Source organism: Cellvibrio sp. OA-2007, assembly GCF_000953825.1.
In the GTDB taxonomy this organism is placed as follows: domain Bacteria; phylum Pseudomonadota; class Gammaproteobacteria; order Pseudomonadales; family Cellvibrionaceae; genus Cellvibrio.
On sequence record NZ_BBUL01000096.1, the window covers coordinates 315708 to 338568 of the forward strand.

Consider the following 22861-nt stretch of genomic DNA (forward strand, 5'->3'; position numbering starts at 1 on the left):
AACTTCAAGACTTTTTATTGATGAGTGAAATGCGCGTTAAGGTATTGTCGCGCTTTATATAGTGGTGAAATAAACCTGCCAATACATGCAAGCCAATCAAGTAATACCCTATTTCACCAACCAGTTTGTGAATATCTTCAACCTGTTCCGCTAACGCATGATTTTTATCAACTAAGGGTGGTAACTCCAGCCCCAAAAAAGGAACGCCATGCCCTTCAGCACTTAAAATTATCCAGCCGGCAATCGGCATAAAAATCATAAAAACATAGAGCGCGATATGCATGCTTTTGGCGAGCAGGTTTTCAATCGAACGCGGCGCAGGAACAATTGCAGGCGTAGGGCTGGATAAACGCACACCAAGGCGAATAACTACCAGCAGCAACACGGCAATCCCCAGCATAAAATGCAATGCCTTAACCAAGTCCCGCGGATCACTGCCGCGCGGAAATAAGCTGCGCATTTCAATGGTGGCAAACACCGCAATCAACAGCACAAACATAAACCAGTGCAAACCAATAATAATCGGGCTATAGCGGCTAACAGTACTGGGGTTATTCATCGTTGTTCCTCGGTAAGCTTCTTATTGTGTTAAAACGATTTATTTATAGATACGGCCTTCATATTTCAGCCAACCACCGGGGTGCTGTCCCCGTGGATCATGATGAGTCCAGTGGATGACACCACCTTTCTGATTCCATTCGTACTCACCATAAAACTCCAAGCGTTCGCCCTCGCGCAGATTCTCTACACGCGGCGCCAAATCAATATTATGAGCAATCAATAAAGTGTGACCAGAATCCAGCTCCAATAGAAATTTTTGGTGGCGACTACCCTCGTTGTCATCCGGCAAAATTCGCAGCACCCTGCCCTCACCACCAAGTTGAACATTAGACTGCCCATCGCGGAATGCCTCTGCAATTAGTACGTCGCTTCCCGCAACACTGCTGCCCTCTGACGCTAGCTGCAGCTGTGCTTGTGCGGCATCTGACTCCAGCAATTGCTGTGTATTAACGCTATTGAGCACACCCAGACCAAGGGCAAAAATCAACAGCGCCAACAGCGGCTTCATTTTACTGCGAGGTTTCATAGTCAATCCTTCATAATACGTGAGAGCCCTGCAGCATAACCCAGTCTGCCAGTAGTGTTAACGCTTAGCACAGCTTACTCACGCAAACTTAAAGCAAGATTAATTCAGCCTCAGCGCCCCCTCCAGCCTGACACTTTTTCACAAAAGCCACGTTGACAGACCATTTGGTCTGTTATCTAATGGCAACAGACCAACCAGTCGGTTTATAACTGGAAAGACCAGACACCACAAGATCGCTCGAGGAGCAAACCCTTAATGAAAGACAGATTCAAATCGTCACTGTCACAGATGCCGTCACTAAAGAACTTTCCAAACCTTGAGTTACGCTCACCCTATCACATGGCAGATTTCCAGCCGTTTTCGCTGGAATTGATGAGTTACACCAATCAAATCAGAGCAATAGCCTTAACATTCTTCATAATGGGTGTTTTAGCGATTTGTAGCACCCTGAGCTTTGAAGCCTGGCAATTCAATGCAGCAATTGTGCAAGAAAATGCCCTACTCGAATTGGCACAAGGTGGCTTTTTGCTGGTGGCCGCCGTAATTCAAGGCTGGCGCGCATTTAACGCCCATGATTCAGGCCTAAAGCGCGATATTCGCATAGGCTTGGCATTGTTCGCCCTAGCGCTTTTTTTACGCGAAGTGGATATAGATAAACTGGGCAACGCCGCCGCGTGGGATATACTGGAAAAAACCCTACGCGTTATAGCCGTCTTAATGATTCTCGGCTTTGTACTGCATATGTCACGTCGCATCGGGCTGGTTATGCGCAATTTAGGGCAAATATTGCTGTCACCCACAGTTGTGATGACACTGATTGCCTGTATTTTTTATGCCTGCGGCTGGCCGTTTGACCGGGAGTTATTCAGTATTGATAAGGGTTTATCCCAATGGTTTGAAGAGACTCTCGAGCTAAACGCCTGTTTGCTATTATTTTTTGCAAGCCTGATGGGCAATATTAAAACCAATGTAGTTAAAATCCAGGCGCCGTCGTTTTAGCGGCGCGCTGGCTGCATGAAGATACTTTTACTAAAGTGTTTCACTGGGATGTCATGAAAACCCATAACAATAAAATGATTAATTACCCTAGAGACAATTATGACAACTGAACGCAATGCCGAACAAACCCGCACTCGCATTCTGGAAGCCGCACGGGAAGAGATTTTCCAAAACGGCTATCAGGGTATGCGTATTGACTCCATTCTGCAAAAGACCAATTTGGCTAAAGGTGCTCTGTATCATTATTTTCCCAACAAATTAGCCTTGGGTTACGCAGTGGTCGATGAAGTATTAATGGGGCAGTTTCAAAGCGTGTGGGAAGAACTGTTTTTACAATCAAAAGACCCACTGACCACCCTGCAAAAAATGTTTTTACGAAAAGCCGAGTCCTTTCAAAATGCCGTCGCCTTTAATGGCTGCCCGTTAAATAATCTGAATCAGGAAATGGCCGCAATCGATGCCGGCTTTCACCAGCGTCTGGAAAAAGTATTTGAAGGTGTACACATGACCATAGTACATTCGCTTGCCCAAGGGCAGACCGATGGCATAGTCAGACAAGATATAGACCCGGTAAAAATTTCGATGTTCATTTTTAGCAGCTATCAAGGCATTATGGGCGCAGCTAAATGCATGCAGGCGCCAGAATTACTGGGCGATTTATTTGGCACGCTGAACGATTATATTGACACCTTGCGTGCAACGGAAAAAAAGCACTAGCAAAGCAAATGTATTAAAAAGGGCATCACAAGAAGCCCTTTTTAATTGCGCGACAAACCAATTTCAACTCAATGACTAATCATCCATGGCCGCATTGATGGAAACATTTTGTTGCCACCAGCGGTGTACATTAAATTCGATTTCCGAATCGGTTTATCACTACAGCCACAACCCTTACCGTGTTTATGCTCGCGGCGCGCCTGCTGTTCAGCGCGATATTCCGGCGTAGAAAATACCGGGGCATTCATCGCGGTTTCATTACGCGCGTGCGCTGCACGATTTTCTTTTTTCATATCCAAAAACCCCGGCGCGATCATGATGACGCGCGGACAGAGCTTTGTGCAGGTTGGGCATGCAATAGGTTTGCTGGAATCATCCATGGAGGCCAATTCGTAGAACAAACCATGATCTGCACACTTGTAGTCGTATACGGGCATAGTTAATACTCCTATTTATCCTTCGACAGAGGCACATCCATTCCCGGCGATACTTTTTTGGTTGGTCCTTCTGCCGATGGGTTGATATCGAAATCAAAAATATCCGTGGGCAACCAGAGCGTCGCGCAGGCATTTGGTATATCTACCACACCCGAAATATGCCCCTGCACCGGCGCACAACCGAGAATGGAATACGCTTGGGCTTTTGAGTAACCAAATTTGGTCATGTAGTTAATCGCATTCAAACACGCCTGGCGATAAGCGACATGCACATCCAGATAATGTTGCTCGCCATATTCATCAACAGAGATACCCTCAAAGATTAAGTAGTCGTCATATTTCGGTGCAATTGGGCTCGGCTTGAAGATCGGATTTTTAATCGCGTATTTCGCCATGCCGTCTTTGATTAAACTCACCCGCAAATGAATCCAACCGGCCATTTCAATCGCACCGCAAAACGTGATCTCGCCATCGCCTTGACTAAAATGCAAATCGCCGACAGATAAGCCGCCGCCTTTTACATATACAGGGAAATAAATTTTGGAACCGCGCGATAAATCTTTAATATCGCAGTTACCGCCATGCTCACGCGGCGGAACGGTGCGCGCACCTTCTGCAGCGGCAATTTTTGCAGCATCGGGAGCCATCTTGCCCATATGGGCTGTATCGGCATAAGGCAGGGTGGCGAGTGCAGGAACGCGATCAGGCTCAGTTTCGTATAACTCCTTTTCACGCTTATTCCACTCCAACAGCATTTCCTTAGAGGGTAAACAACCAATCAAACCAGGGTGCACCAAACCAGCGAACTCAACATTGGGAATATGACGGGATTTAGTGAACATACCGTTGATATCCCAAATCGATTTTTGCGCTTCGGGAAAATGCTCTGTTAAAAAACCACCGCCATTTTGTTTGGAGAAAAAGCCGTTGAAGCCCCAGAGACTTTCTTGAAAGGCGCCAATATCAAGAATATCGACCACCAATAAATCGCCCGGCTCTGCCCCTTCCACACCCACGGGGCCAGACAGAAAGTGCACTTGCGATAAATCCACATCGCGCACGTCATCGGCACAGTCGTCATTTTTAATTTGGCCGCCAGTCCAATCGTAGCATTCAATAATAAAATCTTCGCCAGGCTTCACGGTTTTCACCATGGGGATATCCGGATGCCAGCGGTTGTGAATCATTTCATTTTCATAGGGCGATTTAGTTAAATCTATTTTGATAATCGTTTCAGCCATGGTACTGACTCCTGCTGTGGTTGGACAAATTGTCACGGAACAGGATCAGTATCTGGCGTGAACCGATAATTCACCATACGACAAATAGCGCGCAGAACTACGTCATTTAACGTATGGAAAATACAGATTGTGCAAAAACTATGACACTGGTCATGCCGTTAGAACCAACACCAAAAGCTTGCGTCTTATGGATAACTGAATGCATCCATCAACCGAGACCAGCAAGTAAAAAGAGGTAACTAATGAAAACATTAATTAAAGCGGCGCAATGCTTAGGAATAGTTGGCGTTTTGTTTCATTCATTTGCACTGCCAGTTTATGCAGCGGAGCAACAACGTCCATCGCGTGATGAGCAACATGCAGGGCCACCGCAACAAGCCCTGCTCGCCTGCAAAGGCTTAAACGCAAATGACGCTTGTACATTTGCGGGGCGCAATGATGAATTAATCAACGGCGTATGCAGCACACCACCACGCCAAACCGATGACGCGACACTTGCGTGCAAACCCGACAACATGCCTGAACCGCGCGATAGAAAACCGCCGGAAGATCGCCAGGATTAATCTGCAATAAAAAAAACCAGCGATCGCCCGAGACATGGCGAAAGCTGGCTGAAGTTAAACTGTTTATCTACACCACATTAAAAAATCACACCGACAAATAAGATGCCACCTTGGCTTCATTAATTGTCGCGCGCAATTCTTCATGCACAATTTCACCTTTTTCGATGACTAAAATCCGGTCGGCTATATCCAGCGCAAAACTCAATACTTGTTCCGATACCACAATCGATAAGCCGCGCTGATCGCGAATCATTTTTAGCGTTCGACCTATTTCGCGAATGATGGACGGCTGTATGCCTTCAGTGGGCTCATCGAGAAACAACATTTTCGGATCGCTCGCCAAAGCGCGCGCAATCGCCAATTGCTGCTGCTGCCCGCCCGATAAATTGCCGCCGCGCCGATTGCGCATTTCCAGCAACACAGGAAACATATCGTAAAGCTCTTTAGGTACACTGCGGCGCTTGGTGGTGGTCAACCCGGTTTCAATATTTTCTTTCACCGTCATACTGGAAAAAATCATTCGCCCCTGCGGCACAAAACCAAAACCACTCGCTACGCGCTGATGGCTTTTCATATGGCTGACCTCTGCTCCCTCTAATTTCACACTGCCGCCCGAACTGGGAATTACGCCCATTAAGGATTTCATCAGGGTCGTTTTACCCATGCCATTGCGCCCCATAACGGCGACAATTTCACACGGTTTTATTTCAAAATTTAATCCGTGTAACACTTCACTCTGGCCATAACTGACGCGGTAATCTGATACAGACAACATAACTTTTTCTCCGGGCTGTTACTCGTACTATTAGGGGTGTAAGACCCTGTTAATGGCCAAGGTAAACTTCAATCACTTTTGGATTGGTTTTAACCTTATCCACGGAGCCTTCGGCGAGAATTTTTCCCTGATGTAACACAGTCACTTTGTCGGCGATTTGTGCAACAAATTGCATATCATGTTCGATTACAATCACCGAGCGATCTTTGATAATGCTGCGCAGCAATTCTGCAGTTTGTTGCCGCTCGCCTACGGACATGCCCGCCACCGGCTCATCAAGCATCAGCAGATCAGGGTCTTGCATCAGCAACATGCCAATCTCCAGCCACTGTTTTTGCCCGTGACTGAGCAGTTCCGCTTGTTTATCCAACTGATCGCCAAGAAAAATCATATCGGCAACTTCATGAACCTTATTAATCACCTCTTCATCGCGTTTGAATACCAAGGCACCAAATACTGAGCGACCGCGCGGAAATGAAATCTCCAAATTTTCAAACACACTTAAATCGCCATAAATGGATGGGGTTTGAAACTTGCGCCCGACACCCGCTTTCACTATGTCGTGCTCTTTCATTTTGGTGAGTTCTTTATTGCGAAACTTGATTGAGCCTTCGGTGGCTTTGGTGCGGCCGCAAATTAAATCCAGTACCGTAGTTTTACCGGCACCATTGGGGCCGATAATCACGCGGATCTCATTTTCATCCACATAAAAACTCAAATCATTCACTGCTTTAAAACCATCAAATGAAACGGTGAGACCTTCCACCGCCAATACAAAGTCTGTATTACTGGGGCTCATGGAGTGCTCCTTGTGGCAGCGAGGTTGATTCGGTTTTGGTTACTGGTTTTGTCGCCGGTGTGATAGGCGGAGCAGAATTGTCCGTTGTGTTTTTGCTAAATAGTTTGGCAAAAAAAGCATCCACTTTAGGCGCGGCATAGGTGTTGTACAAACCCGCCAAACCATTGGGGAATGCCATTACCACCGCGATAAACAAACCGCCCATGGCAAACAACCAAAGCTCCGGAAAACTTTCCGAGAAAGATGTTTTAGCAAAGTTCACCACCAAAGCACCGTACACTGCGCCAATGATGGACAAACGCCCGCCCACTGCGCAGAAAATTACCATTTCAATCGAGGGCACAATGCCAACCAGCGTGGGCGACATAAAACCCACTTGCAAAGTAAACATCGCACCGCCTATCGCCGCGAAGATGGCACCGATACAGAACACAAATATTTTAAAGTTGGAAACGTCATAACCCGAAAAGCGCACGCGATCTTCTTTATCGCGCATTGCCACCAGCAAACGACCCAATTTACTTTTGCGAATAAACTGCGCGATCAGCAAACACACAAACAACATAAATACACACAAAAAGTAAAAAATGTATTTGGCGTTGTCGGTGCGAATATCCCAGCCGTGCAGTGTGCGCAAATCTGTCATGCCATTTACACCACCGGTATAACCCTGCTGACCGATAATTAAAATCGTCAGGATCGCTGCAATCGCCTGGGTAATAATCGCAAAATAAACCCCACCCACACGCCGTTTAAACATGGCCACACCCACTATGTACGCAATAATCGTGGGCACAATAATGAGTGCGATCAAGGTGAAGGTGAAACTGTAAAAGGGCTGCCAGAAAAACGGCAATTCGGTGATTTGATTCCAATCCATAAAATCGGGAATGCCGGGGGTGGATTGAATTTTAGTACTTTCAGGATCAGACGCTTCCAGCTTGAGAAACATCGCCATGATGTAACCACCCAAACCAAAAAATACGCCCTGCCCCAAACTTAAAATTCCACCATAACCCCAACACAACACCAAACCCACTGCGACAAACGCATAGGTTAAATATTTACCGACCAAATTGAGGCGAAAAATATCCAGCGAAAGTGGCAGTACAACAACAAGAATTAACGCGAGCACCAAAAATCCGTACAACTCTTTTTTGGGTAGGAGCGATGCCATACCCGCTTTTGATTTCAGCAAAAGGGACATAATGAGTGACTCCTCTTAACGGCGCACTTTGAGCGTGAACAAACCTTGCGGACGCAACATCAGAATCAACACCACAAACAACAGTGTTAATACTTTTGACATAGAACCACTCATAAAAAATTCCATCGTCGATTGCGCTTGCGAAATACTAAATGCCGACGCGATAGTGCCGATCAAACTCGATGCACCACCAAACACGACAACCAAAAATGTATCCACAATATAAAGTTGGCCAGAGGTCGGGCCAGTCGAACCAATCATGGTAAACGCACTACCCGCAACACCAGCAATACCGCAGCCCAAAGCAAATGTCACGCGATCTACCTTGCCGGTATTAATGCCAACTGCACCGGCCATAGGACGATTTTGCACTACAGCGCGAACCTGTATTCCCCAGCGAGAGCGATACATTAACAATGCAACCGCGAGTGAAATACCCAGCGCAAGGCACATCACAAATAATCCATTAATCGGTAATTCAATCGTTTCAGTAAGTTGATAGGAGCCCATTAACCAATCCGGTAATGTCACACCCACTTCACGCGGACCAAACACAGTGCGATAGGTTTGTTGCAAAATTAAACTTAAACCCCAGGTTGCCAATAAGGTATCCAATGGCCGGTGATAAAGATGCCGGATCATCGCCCATTCAACGAATGCGCCCAATGCTCCAGCCACAAGAAACGCGAGAATCATGGCAAGAATAAAATAGATACTAAATAAATCAGGAAGGTAAGTAGAAAAAACATTGGATGTTAAATAAGTAACATAGGCACCGAGAATCATAAATTCGCCGTGCGCCATATTGATCACGCCCATCTGGCCAAAAATAATAGCCAGCCCCAAGGCCATAAGCACAAATACCGAAAACAAAATCAATCCTGCTACACCTTGCATGGCAAAGATTGATAACAACTCCGAGGTACTGTATTCAGCAAACATGGCTGTATCCTCATCATCTCGTTTAAAAAATTAGACCAGTTACATTTTTTACAAAGTAATCACCAGCCAGCGGCTGGTGATTACTTTTTTGTTATTGATAACCTTTAGGGAATGGATCTGGCTCGATCAGCTCTTTAGTTTCAAACACTACATCGTATTGACCATCAGCACGGGCATGACCTACGCGGGTTTTGGACCAGAGGTGATGATTCGGGTGAACTTTCACATAACCTTCAGGCGCAGTGGTCAACTCAATACCGGGCGATGCAGCGCGCACTTTATCAATATCAAATGAACCCGCTTTTTCCACTGCCGCTTTCCACAACCAAGGGCCAAGGTAAGCAGCTTGGGTTACATCGCCGATTACAATGTCTTTGCCGTACATAGCTTTAAAATCAGCCACAAACTTTTTGTTGTTTTCGTTCGGCAAGCTTTGGAAATACTTCATCGCCGCATAAGCACCCACCATATTTTCACCACCGATACCGAGAATTTCATCTTCAGTTACCGAGATGGTCAACACCAGTGGTTTCTCTTTAGTCATATCAATACCCGCTGCTTTTAATTGTTTGTAGAACGCAACGTTAGAGCCGCCCACTACAATCGCATAAATAACATCAGGTTTATTCAGTTTGATTTTGTTAATCACCGAGTTAAATTGGGTATGACCGAGTGGATAATATTCTTCACCCACCACTTTCAAACCTAATTTTTCAATATGTTTACGCGCAATTTTGTTCGAGGTGCGCGGCCAAATATAATCTGAACCGAGCAAGTAAAATGATTTTGCACCTTTGGTTTTGGTTACCCAGTCAATGCCCGCAATAATTTGTTGCGTCGCTTCCTGACCGGTGTAAATCACGTTAGGTGATTGCTCCAAACCTTCATAAAAGGTGGGGTAGTAGAGCATGCCGTTGTATTGTTCAAAAATCGGCAATACGGCTTTGCGCGATGCAGAAGTCCAGCAACCGAATACCGCAGCGACCTTATCGTTCACCAATAATTTTTTAGATTTCTCCGCAAAGGTTGGCCAGTCACTCGCACCATCCTCTTGGATATATTCAATTTTGCGCCCAAGCACACCGCCCATGGCATTGATCTGTTCAATCGCCATTTTTTCTGCTTGCACAGAACCGGTTTCACTGATCGACATAGTGCCCGTCACCGAGTGAAGAATACCGACCTTAACCGTCGTATCTGTCACTGCAAGGCCAGTGGTATTCACATCAGCAGCATGGACGGTACCAAATGCCAGTGATGCAGCGAGTGTTAGCAAACATTTTTTCCAGGTTTTCATTCCCACCCTTTGTTTTTGGAGCGGTGTCTGGAGGGTAGATAGCATGGTCTTGTTCATGGTCGTTCCTCAGGTAATTAAAAATTGTTTGGGTTGTACACAAGCTGTAATAGGGATTTGCAGATTGTTACCACTGAGTTTTTGTCCTTACTAAGACGTTGATTGTCGAGAAGAAACTTTGAAGCTGAAGCTTTCTCTACGGTTCACAATTTAAACGCGACCAGCAGTGAGAACCATTCGATAAATGACACAGACCACTACGTCATTTGACGCATAGCAATTAGCGGTAGGCTTGGGTATTTTTCAAAAGAATTAATGCAGAAGGTATATACGACGATCAATAAAGATGAATTCTGGCTTTCAGAAAAACCTTGGCAAATCACGACTGCCGTGAAGAATGCGGACAACACGGATATGGTCCGTGCGAATGCGATAGAAGATGACGTGACTGGTATAAGCAATACTGCGCAACCCAGCGCGAATTTCTTTGCGCTCGCGCCCCAGTTTTGGATTGGCAGTCAGTTGGACAAGTTGCACCTCAAGCCCAGCAAGATAGCTAGCAGCTTGATCTGCGCCAAACTGTTCGGCGGTGTAATCAAATATATCGCCCAGGTCAGCTTCCGCTGCCAGCGATAGGCGATAGGTTTTTAATGCAGAAGTCATTTGCGCTTGGTTTTGCGTTTATCAGCAATGATGTCCTGAACGGTTTTACTGCTGGTCGCACCTTCCCAGCCCTTGGCAATTTCAGCGCGCAGCTCATCGATAACACGATGACGGTATACCTCATGTAACCGCAGCGCATCGCGCACTACCTCGCTGGCATTTTGATAATCGCCACCATCAATTTGCGCGGCTATATATTGAGCTTGTTTCTCGGTAAAGCTGATATTCATGGCGTGGCCTCTTCTTTACGTACTTGGCTTGGCCTAGCCTAGCACTCATGTCCATATTTGGCAAACTTGGACATTAGGCTTAAAGCTGGATAAAACCTGAAACAGCTTAATTTCAGCGCCCCATAATGTTGGTACAGCAATTGAGTAGAGATTGACGGTAGGTGTTTAAACGCCAGCAGTAAGTATATAAATTGATTTCACAGCAACAAAAACGCACCAAGAAAGAAACCATAAGTGCATAAATGCACACAAATAACGCGCAAATATAAAGCGCGAATAAAAACCACTCACTTTTAATCAACGAGACGTTCCCGGACGAACAGACTGTTTAACGGGTATTCCATGACTGCCAAGCAGCATATATTTCGCGTGCGCCGCAACTACAACCAGTGGGTTGCCAACCAAACCCTGGAAGATTACGCGCTGCGTTTCACCGCCAAAAGCGCACGGCGCTGGTCTGCTGCACGGGTAGCCACAACTGCACTAGGTGCAATTTCTTTTCTCGCACTCGAAGCCATCGGCGGCGCTATTACCTTGCATTACGGTTTTAACAATGCCGTTGCTGCCATCATGGCGGTCAGCCTCATTATTTTTCTCACCGCTATTCCTATCAGCTATTACGCCGCAAAATACGGGGTTGATATAGATTTGCTTACCCGCGGCGCAGGGTTTGGTTATATAGGCTCAACTATCACCTCGCTGATTTACGCATCGTTCACCTTTATTTTTTTCGCACTCGAAGCCGCGATTATGGCGATGGCGTTGGATTTATTATTTGGCATTCCACTCGCATGGGGTTATTTAATCAGCTCGCTGGCGATCATTCCGCTGGTGACCCACGGCATTACGTTTATTAGTCGCTTCCAATTATGGAGCCAGCCGCTGTGGATTATTCTGCAACTATTACCGTTTGTTTTTATTATTTATGCCGATGCCAGCGCAGTAGAAAGTTGGACAGCATTTTCCGGCAGCCTGCAGGCACAAGATGCCCTCCGCGAAGGCGTTAATATTTTATTGTTTGGTGCCGCATCCGCCGTTATTTTTTCATTGATTGCACAAATTGGCGAGCAAGTAGACTTTTTACGTTTTTTACCTGCACCCAAACCTCACACCCGTTTGCGCTGGTGGGCGGCATTAATTGCCGGTGGCCCGGGTTGGATTGTGATTGGCGCAATTAAAATTCTCGCAGGTTCCTTTCTCGCGGTGCTCACGTTAAATCACGGTATTAGTATCACCGAAGCCGCCGACCCGACACGCATGTACATGGTGGCCTTCAGTTATATCGCCAGCTCACCGGAAGTGGCCTTATCCATCGCCGGTATTTTTGTCATCCTGAGTCAATTAAAAATTAATGTGACTAACGCTTATGCCGGTTCCATTGCCTGGTCGAATTTTTTCTCGCGTTTAACTCACAGTCACCCGGGCCGCGTAGTCTGGTTAGTGTTTAATGTTGCGATTGCATTATTGTTGATGGAACTTGGCGTCTATCGCGCACTGGAACAGACACTCGGTTTCTACGGCATAGTCGCCGTCGCCTGGCTCGGTTCACTGGTGGCAGATTTGGTGATCAACAAACCACTCGGCCTCAGCCCCAAACATATTGAATTTAAACGTGCTCACTTGTACGACATCAATCCCGTTGGGGTTGGTTCTATGTTAATTGCCTCAGTCGTTGGCATTATTTGTCACACTGGAATTTTTGGCGATATCGCGCAAGCACTTTCCCATTTTATTGCGTTAGGTTTAGCACTGATCTGTGCTCCTGCGATTGCATTTATCACAGGCGGCCGCTATTACCTCGCTCGCCCCGTGGTCAATGTGATGGATGATGCCGAATACAGCGATGGCGACCACGCCACTATTTCCTGCTGTATTTGTGAACATAAATTTGAAACGGAAGATATGACCTACTGCCCCGCTTACGCTGGGCACATTTGTTCGCTCTGTTGTTCACTAGATGCGCGCTGTCAGGATTACTGTAAACCCGGTGCAAATTACTCCACTCAGCTGAGTAATTTTTTTAAAGTCTTTTTACCGAAATCGATCACCGCCAATATTAATTCTCGCGTAGGTCACTTTGCGGTTTTAGTGCTGTTTATCAATGGGCTTTCGGCAATACTCTTGTCGCTCATTTATTTTCAAACACCGATTGATGCACCGGAAACTGCAGCTTTATTGGAAGCCACCTTATGGAAAGTCTTTTTCTTACTGGTGATTATTACCGGTGTGGTGAGTTGGTTATTTGTATTAGCCCACGAAAGCCGCGTAGTTGCACAAGAGGAATCGCAACGCCAAACACGCTTATTAATGGAAGAAATTGAAGCACATGAACGCACCGACCGCGCATTGCAAACCGCAAAAGAAGAAGCGGAAGCCGCCAACCAAGCCAAGAGCCGCTACCTCACCGGAATCAGCCACGAATTGCGCTCACCGCTCAATGCAGTGCTCGGCTACGCACAATTATTAGAAAAAGATCCAAGCATGCCCACCCATCGCAAAGATGCATTGGGTGTTATTCGCCGCAGCGGTGAGCATCTAGCAGATTTAATTGAAGGCTTGTTGGATATTTCCAAAATCGAAGCAGGCCGTTTGGATTTACATCAGGATCAAGTACGCATTGCCGTATTAATGGAACAGCTCGTCCACATGTTTCGCCTGCAAGCGGAGGCCAAGGGGCTCGCGTTTATTTATGAGTGCAAAGATCGCTTACCTGAATTTGTCCGCACCGACGAAAAACGCCTGCGCCAAATTTTAATTAATTTATTATCCAACGCGATTAAATACACCGAAAAAGGCAGCGTAATGTTTAAATTGCGCTATCGCAGTCAGGTTGCCGAATTTACCATTAGCGATACCGGCGAAGGTATTGCACCAGAAAATATAGAACGGATTTTTCGCCCATTTGAGCGCGTGCGTCGCGCAGGTTCGACCGCAACAGGAACCGGGCTGGGTTTAACCATCACCCGCTTACTCAGTGAAATTATGGGCGGCGACATTTCTGTAACCAGCACCCTTGGCAGTGGCAGCACCTTTAAAGCCAGTTTAATGCTGTCGAGTATTAGCACACCGAAAGCGGAATTTATCACTGCACCGGTACAAACCATTTACGGTTATAAAGGTGCGGTGCGCAGAATTATGTTGGTAGATGACGAAGCATCTCATCGCCAACTTATGCGCGCCATGTTGACGCCACTCGGTTTTGACATTATCGAATTAGATAATCCGCTGCTCGCGCTAAGCCGCCTCGAACAGGAAATCGATAATAACAATCGCCCTGATTTGATTATGCTGGATGTTTCCATGCCCGGCCTTAATGGTTGGCAGCTGGCCAAACAATTGCGTGAGACGGGCTTTAACTCACCGATCATTATGGTGTCTGCCGATGCCAGCGAAGGTAAGGATTTACCCGCACACAACAACACCGAAATCACCCCACTACACGACGCTTATGTGATAAAACCAGTGCGTATTGATGTGTTGTTGGATCATATTGGTCGGCTGTTAAGTCTGGTGTGGTGTTATGAAAAACAAGAGGTAATTACACCTCAGGCACAGCTTATTGGCGCACTTGAATTACCCGCTGATCAACATCTGGATGATATAGCCCAGCTCGCCAGTATCGGCCATAAAAAAGGCCTGCAAGACAAAATTCAACAACTGGAACAAACCGGTGCCGCGCATCCGGCATTTCTTCAGGAATTAACCAAGCTCACCAACAATTTTCAGTTTGAAAAAATATTAGCGCTGATTGACGCAGATACCGATGACGCTGAATCAACAGAAGAATTGATGACAGAATCCCTTCAAGAACATGATGAGTAAAAACCACGAGTAAATTGCAATGAACACTAAAGCCCAGTCGCAAGTTGTATTAGTGGTAGATGATGCGATAGACAGCATTCATATGCTGAATGATGTATTGGAAGAGTCCAACTTTACGGTGTTAGTCGCACTGGAAGGCGTACAGGCGCTCACCATCACCAAAAATATTCGCCCGGATATTATTTTGCTCGACGCCATAATGCCGAACATGGATGGCTTTGAAACTTGTCGTCAATTAAAACTTAATCCACAACTCGCCGATGTACCAATTATTTTTATGACCGGCCTGAGCGATACCGAACATGTGGTGATGGGTTTAAATGCGGGCGGAGTGGACTATGTAACAAAACCCATAAACCCGGAAGAATTAATGGCGCGCATGCGGGTGCACCTAGCCAATGCACGCATCACCCAAAGCGCGCGCGCCGCACTGGATACTGCCGGGCAATATTTATTTACCATCGACTTGCACGGTCAACTGGTCTGGGCCACCCCACAGGTATATCAATTACTGGACGGCGCTGGCGCAACCGCCGACTCCATCGCGCTCACACACACTATTAGCCAACAATTGCGCGAGTGGATAAGCCACAAACCGGAGACCGGTCGGCAATTGCCACTGCAACAGCTCACGCAAGAATTGAGTGTGGAAATGTTAAATTTAATCGACGGCAAAGAATATTTACTGCGCCTCACCAACCCACCCAAACCGGCAGATGATACCCAATCACTCAAACAACAATTTGCCGTAACCGGCCGCGAAGCCGATGTGTTGTTATGGATCGCCAACGGCAAAACCAACCGCGAAATCGGCCAAATTTTAGAAATGAGCCCCCGCACGGTGAATAAACACTTGGAGCAGATATTTAAAAAATTAGGTGTAGAAAATAGAACGTCAGCAGCCGCCGTCGCGATCAAATGCATATCGCGTGGATAGGTAGGGTAACCGTGGCGCTTGCTGTAGGTTAATGTCAGTACCTTTGAAGTCATTCCGTCAAGTTATTAAAATCTCCCAAGGCTAGATAAAATTCCTACATGAAAACATATTTATTACTTCTGAGCTCCTATTTTCTAAGGAGCTAAGCGGTAGTTTTTAAGTTCCTGTTTTGCGGAAAGCTTTTACGAGGCAAAACCACAAAGCCGCAACTTGCAAACTGTCCCGCCGCGCAGCGGTGTGTTGCTGCGCTTGCCAGGTATTTCACATGCGATGGCAGATCATGCATGGAATGCACTCGACAATCATATTTACGGATTTACACTGCAGGTGTCGAACTCCCCTGTCGATCCGTCCGAATATCGTGAAGCGGCCCAGAGCTTTCTGCCGATGATTCCCGCTGATAAATACCCCTACCTGCGGGCGCTTTCTGAACAGCTTATCGACGGTGCGCACAACGGATTGCAGGACTTTACCTTATCCTTGACGGCCTCGAACGCACCCTCAAAAACAGTTGATCTCCAACCAGTACCTTTATCAGCTTAATAATCAAAGGGAATCGGCTTACGCTAGAACCCGAAACAACAACTCCCGTCAAAATTACAACCAACGTTAAGCCCGCCATGCAAAATTTTAGCGAGCACTAATCAATTTTGTTTAAGCTGCAACCACCTAGACAAGATTGCGTACAATTGATCAGGCTCTAAAGGCTTATGAAGCACCAAATACCCTTCACTTTCTGCATGTTCCAACTCACGCGAGTTAAACTCACCACTTATCATCGCGCCGTGAGCTTCCGGATATAGATGCAATAAGCTACGCAAAACATCAAAACCACTTTCACCAGAGCGCAAACGCTGATCACAGAAAATTACTTGCGGCTGAAACCCGGCCTGTATAACGGCCAATGCAAGAGCACCCGACGGTGCGCATTTAGTACGCACCCCCCACGACCAGAGCAGCGACTCCCACGCAACACATACATGAGGATCATCATCAATAATTAAACATGAACCCGTTAATCGTGAAAAATCTTTAATCTCTTCAAATAGATTATTTACAGCTAAACCTTGAGGACTAAAATCTATCGAATTCGCAGCAGGTAACCGCAGCCAAAAATGCGAGCCGCGCCCTTCGCTTGAGGTAAAGCCATAAGTAGCATTCATGAACTTAGCGCTACGTGCCACGACCGCCAAGCCCAGGCCATGCCCTGCACTATCAATGCGCCACGCATGCTCATTACGAAAAAACGGTGAATAAATATGTTCTTTATCATCAATAGCAACACCCATTCCTGTATCCCACACCCCAACTTCCCAGCAACTTCCTCGCACTCTAGTTGCTATCAAAATTTTTCCTTTTTTCGTGTAACGTAGAGCGTTGTGCATCAGATTGGTGATTGATTGGCGCAACAAAGTTTCATCTGCAATTACAAATACCTTTTCTTTTCTATTCCAAGTTCTTAAGTCAAGATTTCTATTTACCGCTTCTTCACGAAAAATTAATGCAATATCGTCAATTAATGAATTTAGATTTACAGGCCGCAATTTTATATCTACAGCCCCGGCCTCAATTCTCGACAGATCAAGCAACGAATTAAACATTTGTGTCGCCAAGCGTACACTTTGCTTCAAATCATCTAACGACCGTTTTAGGCCTGCATCAATATTGCGCCGAATAATGGATTCAATTAGAAAGCCCATTGCCTGCATAGGTTGACGTAAATCATGACTAGCGGTAGTGAGAAATTGATTCTTATCACTAAGCGCGGTCTCCGCAGCATTCTTGGCGAGCTTAAAATTTTCGGCCAAACGCGAGCCCTCTTCTTCAAGCCAAATCATTCTGACGAAAAAACGGTGCGAAGTTAGAGCATGTTTAAACATTCCTATTCCATAAAGCACAGAAAGCGGCATAATAAATTGCCAATGAGACGAAAATGACCAGGGCATCAATAACACAGTACAATGCCAACTGAAAATCAAAAAGCAATTAAAAACACTAAGCATTGGCGCTTGGTGTGTGGCATTTCCCGCAACGATAGCGGCCAGAGTAAGCGTAAATAAATATTTAAATTCTATTGTCGCTGTATGGCTAACCATAGGCAGCAACACCATCAAGCCTAGCCCATGAAAAGCGGCAACAAGCTGAATTCTTGGAAGCCACGTAATTAAGAGCCACTCACTAGACTGTTTTTTTTGATCTTCACGATAAAGCCTAAGAATTAAAAAAGTAACTAATGCAGCGCAACAATAGAGTGCCGACCAAATTAACACTCTGTAATCTTCGTTAATTTTTCCGTAATACCAAACAAAGACCACACTTACTACGGGCATAACAAACAAGCTAAACCTAAGCCTAGCGAAAGCCATATCTAGCAAACGCGCGCGGCCAGAGGCACTAATGTCTTTAAGCTGAATAACACTAGCCTCACCATGCGCAAATTCAAATTTATCTTTCATAGAGGGAAAGCCACATAGTTATTCCAGTCGTTTTCCACGAAGCTTTGTTATAATCTCAACTCTGTTGCCCACACCCATTCTAATGAGAATACCGCTTACATGTTCTTTTACAGTTTGTTCCGAAATGGAAAGTTGTTGTGCAATACGTTTATTCGGAAACCCCTTTAGAATCATTCCAAGAATTTCTCCTTGACGTTCAGTTAGACCAAGCTCAGAAGCAGTAACATACAACTCTTTAGACTGCGCTGTACGCAGATTTTCTTTTGTCAAACTTTCAAAACATCTTTTTCCGCTCAACAACTTAGATACAACTTCAACAAAAACTGACCCAGCCTCTTGCTTATGAATAAATCCGTGAGCTCCTGTCGCGAAAACTTTCTGCTGAACAACCATATCCCCATCAGCACTCATCACTAATATCGGCGTATTAGGCAATTTCGCCTTCAGCTCTACCAACAATTGAAGAGATGCGTTATTAGACAACCAAAAATCAAGTACTACCAAGCTTGGCGGGCTCGCAACATCTATTAAGCGCCAGACGTCTTCAGTATCTGTAACTTCATCTACTTCATCAAAACCACAATGGGACCTTAGAAAACCTCCAATACCACGAGCTACCAAAGGATGGTCATCAATCACGAGCGCTGTTTTCAAGGTAGTCACAATGGCCATCCAATTAATTGTTGGTCGATATTAACAGTACTTCCACTTCCGGCTCACCCTACCAAGGTAGGGTTACAATTCATTCAAATCATCATCAAAATAACTACAAACTCCTAGAATTTTACAAACCTAGTTTGGAACCAACCAAGATGAAGACAATTTTTTTACGTATATGTAAATCCAGTATCGTTAGTAAATTTTTCATCGCAAGTACTTCAGCAAGCATACTCCTAATATCCGCATGCTCAACCGGAGGAAGCGCTCTGTTTAGCAATCAAGCCAAACCATATATCTATTCTCCCGAAGAAAAGCAGGCTACGCTTGGAGCTCCATCAGCGCAAGTGGGAGCAACTGGAGAAATTAGTTATTGCAACGCGGGCCTGACTCAGTTAATAGAATCGCGCAGACGTGATGCACTCGCGGCAATTTCAGCCGTATGCGGCGGAGAGGATAGTTACTATATAAAAGGAGAAGGCGACGGAAGCGTTAATGGACGATTCGCGGGAAACTTCAAATTAACACCCAGCTGCACCAGAGGCAGAATTATATGGTTCAAATGCAAAGTTAGTGAGCCAAAATATGACCGCACAAAATAGAAGATCTCTTACCAAAATCACAACAAATGGGTTTCGTAAAGTTTTTAATTTATACCCGACTAAAAACTCACCCACCAAATGGAAGGCAATGTTACTAGGCTTTGTTTTTCTCTATGGCTGCGCAGGAACTATAAGCTTAGCTGACCTTCAGCCAGGAAGCCCGGGGGGAAGGACATTTAGCGTAGAAGGAAAAATGTATGAAGAAATTTGGAGTGCGGCGCTAGCATCAATGAAAGTCGAGATGAATGTAGTTGAGCAGCATAAGTCATCGGGAGTCATTAAAGCGCGCGCACACTCTAATAAAGTAGTGGCCTTTTTTATTTCACCCACAACACCAAATGCCTACAGGTATGAAATTAAGGTTTTAAGCAAAAGCTATATGCAAACTGATTTTATTGATCGCGACTGGGAGCCTTCAGTAATAGAAGACTTTAAATTAAATCTATACTCCAACCATAAACCTAAAAAATAGATAAATTTTCAGATAAAAAACATGAAAACAAATAAACTCAGAATTAGATATTTCAACACTATGAATAAATTCATTTTGTTGTTTACCATTGTTATGACAACAACAGCTACTGCTCAGACACTAGAAGAGACAAAAGACTGGATATTAACACAAAGTGAGTTTAATCTAGATGGAAGGCTAAAATACGATATCATAGATGGCCAATTTATCAGCCTCTTAACACTCCCCTACGCGCTAGGTGGGGATACAATTAAAAAGTCTATACCTATTGAAAAGATATCAAAAATTAGCATTATCAAAACAGATAAATATATTTCTTTCTCGTTAATATGTGATAAACCGTGCACCACTCAAGACGATGACATCAGCAATCAGAAAACAGTATTTCTTTTTGAAATCTACAAAACATTAGACGCAAGCTTTTCATCTAGGATGCAAAAAGCACTTTTCCATCTGGTAGAGCTGCACAAAGGAAAAGCCCGCATTGTTAATGCCGAAGTAAAAAAAGAAGCATTTTAATTTTCATGAAATAGAAATGGCCTGGATAGCCAATTCACCATACGAATATAACAATATGTATCGCGCCACCCAATTGATGCAATCAGCATGTGACTAAACTGTAAGCAGTTTACGCAGTTGACATGCCTATTTTATTAAAAAAACTTCTCTTCCATGCCTGTTGGCTTGCCATCTAAACTTAGCTGATTTTTTTCTTTCCAATATTCTTTAACGCCATCTTCGCCCTTATTGATCGCCCAATTGGTCAATTGCTCGCGCTCGCCCACATAATCAAAAAATGGGACAGCCATACCGCAAGAGGTTTGCACCAGATCGACTTGCAAATCAAAAATCTGGCGGGCGCCGGGGGTTATTGGAAAACGGGCGTACAGTGTATTCCACTCTGGATCACCGTGATGAATTGCTTTTGCATTGCCGTATAAACGCAAAATCATCGGCGCGCCGTCAAAGGCGGCGAACATAATTGTCATGCGTGAGTGGGTTTGCAGATGTGCAGCGGTTTCATTACCGCTGCCGGTGACATTGAGCCAGATAACACGGTTGCTATCGAGCACACGCAGTGAATCCATGCCTTTGGGCGAAATATTTACCCGGCTGTCGTCCGTTGCGGTGCCGACAAAAAATATTTTTTGCTGGGCAATAAATTTTATGATTTCAGCGGAAATTTCTGTATAGCGTTTCCCCATCACTAACTCCTTTTGCTGCTGTAAAAAAGCCCCACTGGATGGGTGCGGCTTAGGAAAAAATAACACACTCGCTATCCGAGTGCTATTAATCAGCATGTCATTTATTGAAAGAACTATCCGGTGTGCCTTTAAAACATTTTACGATGTAGGGAAAACCATCGGTAATGTAGTAGCCGTACACCCCATTGTGCAGCATGCCGTTGCACTCATCCAAATCACCTAAACCGGCGACGTATTCATAGTCGTCGCGAAATTGGCCATTGTAGGTTCCACCTGGGTTGCCATTGCCGCTTGGGCGCGCGCCACTCTTTAAACGATAACTGGGCACTGCTTTGCGCAGCACGCCATTTTTATTAATGTAGGGGCCGTAAATTGGGTAGCCGTCGGCAGCAAAACCGACCAGTGGCGACTCATCTTCACCGGCCACTTCGGAATAAAAAGTTTTGGGCGCGCCGTGATAGTGATAGGTACCGTCTGGCTGGGCGTGCGCATTGTGGCTGTCTACCACAAAACCATTGGCGGCATATAAAGGATCATAACGCCAAGGCTGCGCCATATTATTACAACCTACTTTGCCATCACCCACGTTGTAACAACCCGCCGCGAGCAAATCGACTTTTACGCCATTTAATAAAATGGCGTTATCCACCAACAAACTAATTTCTGTTGTGCTTGCTGCAAACGCGGGCATGCTGGTGATTTCAAATACGGTATTTTGTGCACTCACATCATTGGCAAATTTTTGCGTGCCATCGTTAAAGTCGTGATTGGGAATTTCGTTGGTAGTGAAAATACATTTTTCACCCGCCACACTGATCTTAAGATCACCCTGAAACGCTTTATTGTTTTTCACATCACGTGCATCTGCACGATAAGTTGCAACATAATCAGCGCAATTGGCACTGCGGTTAACCAAAGTTTTATTGGTGAGATCAGTTGCTGCTGCGGGACTGGTGTTGCGAATTAAATCGCCCTGCGCTTTTAATGCAGCGACCACTTGCGAATAATCGCCCGCTGTTTTTAATAAATTATTTTTCTCGCCCAGATCCGCATTCAAGTCATACAACTCTTGAGTGCCATTAAGAAATTGAATGTATTTGTATTGCTGGTTACGCACCGTCCAGCCCTGCACCTCGGCACTTTCAAATTCAGAATAATTGTAAGTGCGCGGTGCGGTTGCAGTGTTATTAGCAGTGAATAAGCCAGAAAAATTATAACTATCGTTAATACTGCTCACCGGGTTGCCCGCCACATTGGCGATGGTGGCAAACAAATCGGTTGTGTTGATAAGTGCAGCTTCGCGACTGGCACTGCGTGCAACACCCTTACCCGCCACAATCATCGGCACCCTAATGCCACCCTCGTACAAACTGTTTTTGGCATGGCTGGAACTGAATACAGTTTCATCCACCACGGTTGCCGGTGTGCCGTTATCGCCAATAAAAATAATCATTGTATTCGCGCGCTGGCTTTCACTCATCGCTGATAACAAACGCCCTATTTCAGTATCCATGGCTTCAATCATCGCCAAATAGTATTCGCGGTGATGCGCGGCTATATCTTCCGCTGTACCGGTTAATTCGGTGCGTTTTAACAAACTGGCCGGAGGCAGATGAAAGGGTGAATGAGGCGCAGAATAGGCCAGCCATAAAAACCAGGGCTGATCCCTACCGCGAATATCGGACACCTTAGAAACTGAGTAAACTTACTCCAGAGGTGATCCATGAGCAAGAAACAATCCACGCAAACGAACAAA

General features: G+C 45.4%; 23 protein-coding genes. 8 read left to right on the forward strand and 15 right to left on the reverse strand.

Features of this window, described 5'->3' with window-relative positions:
• Nucleotides 1-4: 4 nt before the first annotated feature.
• Both AWU77_RS18210 and AWU77_RS18215 read right to left on the reverse strand, forming a co-directional pair.
• Nucleotides 5-559, reverse strand: a complete 555-nt coding sequence (locus tag AWU77_RS18210; RefSeq protein ID WP_062066769.1) for a cytochrome b — start codon at nucleotides 557-559, stop codon at nucleotides 5-7.
• Nucleotides 560-598: 39 nt separating this feature from the next.
• Nucleotides 599-1087 carry a DUF3465 domain-containing protein gene (locus AWU77_RS18215; RefSeq protein ID WP_084618540.1) on the reverse strand — a complete coding sequence of 163 codons (489 nt, stop codon included), beginning with the start codon at nucleotides 1085-1087 and terminating at the stop codon, nucleotides 599-601.
• Between the two features lie 255 nt (nucleotides 1088-1342).
• Here AWU77_RS18215 and AWU77_RS18220 point away from each other — a divergent pair, with 255 nt between their 5' ends.
• Both AWU77_RS18220 and AWU77_RS18225 read left to right on the forward strand, forming a co-directional pair.
• The gene (locus tag AWU77_RS18220) at nucleotides 1343-2086 is read left to right on the forward strand and encodes a hypothetical protein (RefSeq protein WP_152625400.1); all 744 of its coding nucleotides are present in this window, start codon (nucleotides 1343-1345) and stop codon (nucleotides 2084-2086) included.
• 99 nt (nucleotides 2087-2185) lie between these two features.
• Nucleotides 2186-2803 (forward strand): TetR/AcrR family transcriptional regulator, encoded by a 618-nt coding sequence (locus AWU77_RS18225; RefSeq protein WP_062066775.1) that lies wholly within the window; start codon nucleotides 2186-2188, stop codon nucleotides 2801-2803.
• 68 nt (nucleotides 2804-2871) lie between these two features.
• Here the strand turns inward: AWU77_RS18225 and AWU77_RS18230 are convergent, their stop codons facing one another.
• Both AWU77_RS18230 and fmdA read right to left on the reverse strand, forming a co-directional pair.
• Entirely contained in the window at nucleotides 2872-3240 is a 369-nt protein-coding gene (locus tag AWU77_RS18230; protein WP_062066778.1) for an FmdB family zinc ribbon protein, read from the reverse strand.
• Between the two features lie 11 nt (nucleotides 3241-3251).
• Complete coding sequence (gene fmdA, locus AWU77_RS18235) at nucleotides 3252-4481, reverse strand: formamidase (protein ID WP_062066781.1); 1230 nt, start codon at nucleotides 4479-4481, stop codon at nucleotides 3252-3254.
• 242 nt (nucleotides 4482-4723) lie between these two features.
• Here fmdA and AWU77_RS18240 point away from each other — a divergent pair, with 242 nt between their 5' ends.
• Nucleotides 4724-5044 carry a hypothetical protein gene (locus AWU77_RS18240; protein ID WP_062066784.1) on the forward strand — a complete coding sequence of 107 codons (321 nt, stop codon included), beginning with the start codon at nucleotides 4724-4726 and terminating at the stop codon, nucleotides 5042-5044.
• An 85-nt stretch (nucleotides 5045-5129) separates the two neighbouring features.
• Here the strand turns inward: AWU77_RS18240 and urtE are convergent, their stop codons facing one another.
• The 7 genes from urtE to AWU77_RS18275 all read right to left on the reverse strand — a co-directional run bounded on the left by urtE (nucleotide 5130) and on the right by AWU77_RS18275 (nucleotide 10954).
• A complete protein-coding gene (urtE, locus tag AWU77_RS18245; RefSeq protein WP_062066787.1) occupies nucleotides 5130-5819 on the reverse strand; it encodes an urea ABC transporter ATP-binding subunit UrtE in 690 nt (229 codons plus the stop codon).
• 49 nt (nucleotides 5820-5868) lie between these two features.
• The gene (gene urtD / locus AWU77_RS18250) at nucleotides 5869-6618 is read right to left on the reverse strand and encodes an urea ABC transporter ATP-binding protein UrtD (RefSeq protein WP_062066790.1); all 750 of its coding nucleotides are present in this window, start codon (nucleotides 6616-6618) and stop codon (nucleotides 5869-5871) included.
• Entirely contained in the window at nucleotides 6605-7795 is a 1191-nt protein-coding gene (gene urtC / locus AWU77_RS18255; RefSeq protein WP_062066966.1) for an urea ABC transporter permease subunit UrtC, read from the reverse strand. The genes urtD and urtC overlap by 14 nt, the downstream gene beginning before the upstream one ends.
• A gap of 45 nt (nucleotides 7796-7840) precedes the next feature.
• A complete protein-coding gene (gene urtB / locus AWU77_RS18260; RefSeq protein ID WP_062066792.1) occupies nucleotides 7841-8767 on the reverse strand; it encodes an urea ABC transporter permease subunit UrtB in 927 nt (308 codons plus the stop codon).
• 91 nt (nucleotides 8768-8858) lie between these two features.
• A complete protein-coding gene (urtA, locus tag AWU77_RS18265) occupies nucleotides 8859-10109 on the reverse strand; it encodes an urea ABC transporter substrate-binding protein (RefSeq protein WP_375600844.1) in 1251 nt (416 codons plus the stop codon).
• 312 nt (nucleotides 10110-10421) lie between these two features.
• Nucleotides 10422-10724, reverse strand: a complete 303-nt coding sequence (locus tag AWU77_RS18270; protein ID WP_062066799.1) for a type II toxin-antitoxin system RelE/ParE family toxin — start codon at nucleotides 10722-10724, stop codon at nucleotides 10422-10424.
• On the reverse strand, nucleotides 10721-10954 hold the full coding sequence (locus tag AWU77_RS18275) for a type II toxin-antitoxin system ParD family antitoxin (RefSeq protein WP_062066802.1): 234 nt from the start codon (nucleotides 10952-10954) through the stop codon (nucleotides 10721-10723). The genes AWU77_RS18270 and AWU77_RS18275 overlap by 4 nt, the downstream gene beginning before the upstream one ends.
• Before the next feature lie 342 nt (nucleotides 10955-11296).
• On the opposite strand from AWU77_RS18275, the gene AWU77_RS18280 reads away from it, so the two are divergent.
• From AWU77_RS18280 to AWU77_RS18290, 3 genes are all read left to right on the forward strand, one after another.
• Nucleotides 11297-14776: an ATP-binding protein gene (locus AWU77_RS18280; protein ID WP_062066805.1), complete on the forward strand. Its 3480-nt coding sequence runs from the start codon at nucleotides 11297-11299 to the stop codon at nucleotides 14774-14776.
• Nucleotides 14777-14795: 19 nt separating this feature from the next.
• Nucleotides 14796-15713 (forward strand): response regulator, encoded by a 918-nt coding sequence (locus tag AWU77_RS18285; RefSeq protein WP_062066808.1) that lies wholly within the window; start codon nucleotides 14796-14798, stop codon nucleotides 15711-15713.
• Nucleotides 15714-15923: 210 nt separating this feature from the next.
• A complete protein-coding gene (locus AWU77_RS18290) occupies nucleotides 15924-16256 on the forward strand; it encodes a hypothetical protein (protein ID WP_062066811.1) in 333 nt (110 codons plus the stop codon).
• 101 nt (nucleotides 16257-16357) lie between these two features.
• Here the strand turns inward: AWU77_RS18290 and AWU77_RS18295 are convergent, their stop codons facing one another.
• Nucleotides 16358-18169: a hybrid sensor histidine kinase/response regulator gene (locus AWU77_RS18295; protein WP_062066814.1), complete on the reverse strand. Its 1812-nt coding sequence runs from the start codon at nucleotides 18167-18169 to the stop codon at nucleotides 16358-16360.
• Between the two features lie 18 nt (nucleotides 18170-18187).
• Complete coding sequence (locus AWU77_RS18300; RefSeq protein WP_202966671.1) at nucleotides 18188-18832, reverse strand: response regulator transcription factor; 645 nt, start codon at nucleotides 18830-18832, stop codon at nucleotides 18188-18190.
• A gap of 579 nt (nucleotides 18833-19411) precedes the next feature.
• Here AWU77_RS18300 and AWU77_RS20390 point away from each other — a divergent pair.
• Both AWU77_RS20390 and AWU77_RS18315 read left to right on the forward strand, forming a co-directional pair.
• Nucleotides 19412-19900 (forward strand): hypothetical protein, encoded by a 489-nt coding sequence (locus AWU77_RS20390; protein ID WP_152625401.1) that lies wholly within the window; start codon nucleotides 19412-19414, stop codon nucleotides 19898-19900.
• A 21-nt stretch (nucleotides 19901-19921) separates the two neighbouring features.
• Nucleotides 19922-20419: a hypothetical protein gene (locus tag AWU77_RS18315; RefSeq protein ID WP_062066827.1), complete on the forward strand. Its 498-nt coding sequence runs from the start codon at nucleotides 19922-19924 to the stop codon at nucleotides 20417-20419.
• Between the two features lie 134 nt (nucleotides 20420-20553).
• Here AWU77_RS18315 and AWU77_RS18320 read toward each other — a convergent pair whose 3' ends face one another.
• Nucleotides 20554-21105, reverse strand: coding sequence for a pyridoxamine 5'-phosphate oxidase family protein (locus AWU77_RS18320; RefSeq protein ID WP_062066968.1), 552 nt, complete (start codon nucleotides 21103-21105; stop codon nucleotides 20554-20556).
• A gap of 97 nt (nucleotides 21106-21202) precedes the next feature.
• Entirely contained in the window at nucleotides 21203-22792 is a 1590-nt protein-coding gene (locus tag AWU77_RS18325) for a YHYH protein (RefSeq protein ID WP_202966672.1), read from the reverse strand.
• Nucleotides 22793-22861 lie beyond the last annotated feature (69 nt).

Coding starts and splice junctions, on each gene's coding strand:
- AWU77_RS18210 (WP_062066769.1), bottom strand. CDS start 559: ATGAATAACCCCAGTACTGTTAGCCGCTATAGCCCGATTATTATTGGT.
- AWU77_RS18215 (WP_084618540.1), bottom strand. CDS start 1,087: ATGAAACCTCGCAGTAAAATGAAGCCGCTGTTGGCGCTGTTGATTTTT.
- AWU77_RS18220 (WP_152625400.1), top strand. CDS start 1,343: ATGAAAGACAGATTCAAATCGTCACTGTCACAGATGCCGTCACTAAAG.
- AWU77_RS18225 (WP_062066775.1), top strand. CDS start 2,186: ATGACAACTGAACGCAATGCCGAACAAACCCGCACTCGCATTCTGGAA.
- AWU77_RS18230 (WP_062066778.1), bottom strand. CDS start 3,240: ATGCCCGTATACGACTACAAGTGTGCAGATCATGGTTTGTTCTACGAA.
- fmdA (WP_062066781.1), bottom strand. CDS start 4,481: ATGGCTGAAACGATTATCAAAATAGATTTAACTAAATCGCCCTATGAA.
- AWU77_RS18240 (WP_062066784.1), top strand. CDS start 4,724: ATGAAAACATTAATTAAAGCGGCGCAATGCTTAGGAATAGTTGGCGTT.
- urtE (WP_062066787.1), bottom strand. CDS start 5,819: ATGTTGTCTGTATCAGATTACCGCGTCAGTTATGGCCAGAGTGAAGTG.
- urtD (WP_062066790.1), bottom strand. CDS start 6,618: ATGAGCCCCAGTAATACAGACTTTGTATTGGCGGTGGAAGGTCTCACC.
- urtC (WP_062066966.1), bottom strand. CDS start 7,795: ATGGCATCGCTCCTACCCAAAAAAGAGTTGTACGGATTTTTGGTGCTC.
- urtB (WP_062066792.1), bottom strand. CDS start 8,767: ATGTTTGCTGAATACAGTACCTCGGAGTTGTTATCAATCTTTGCCATG.
- urtA (WP_375600844.1), bottom strand. CDS start 10,109: ATGCTATCTACCCTCCAGACACCGCTCCAAAAACAAAGGGTGGGAATG.
- AWU77_RS18270 (WP_062066799.1), bottom strand. CDS start 10,724: ATGACTTCTGCATTAAAAACCTATCGCCTATCGCTGGCAGCGGAAGCT.
- AWU77_RS18275 (WP_062066802.1), bottom strand. CDS start 10,954: ATGAATATCAGCTTTACCGAGAAACAAGCTCAATATATAGCCGCGCAA.
- AWU77_RS18280 (WP_062066805.1), top strand. CDS start 11,297: ATGACTGCCAAGCAGCATATATTTCGCGTGCGCCGCAACTACAACCAG.
- AWU77_RS18285 (WP_062066808.1), top strand. CDS start 14,796: ATGAACACTAAAGCCCAGTCGCAAGTTGTATTAGTGGTAGATGATGCG.
- AWU77_RS18295 (WP_062066814.1), bottom strand. CDS start 18,169: ATGAAAGATAAATTTGAATTTGCGCATGGTGAGGCTAGTGTTATTCAG.
- AWU77_RS20390 (WP_152625401.1), top strand. CDS start 19,412: ATGACCGCACAAAATAGAAGATCTCTTACCAAAATCACAACAAATGGG.
- AWU77_RS18315 (WP_062066827.1), top strand. CDS start 19,922: ATGAAAACAAATAAACTCAGAATTAGATATTTCAACACTATGAATAAA.
- AWU77_RS18320 (WP_062066968.1), bottom strand. CDS start 21,105: ATGGGGAAACGCTATACAGAAATTTCCGCTGAAATCATAAAATTTATT.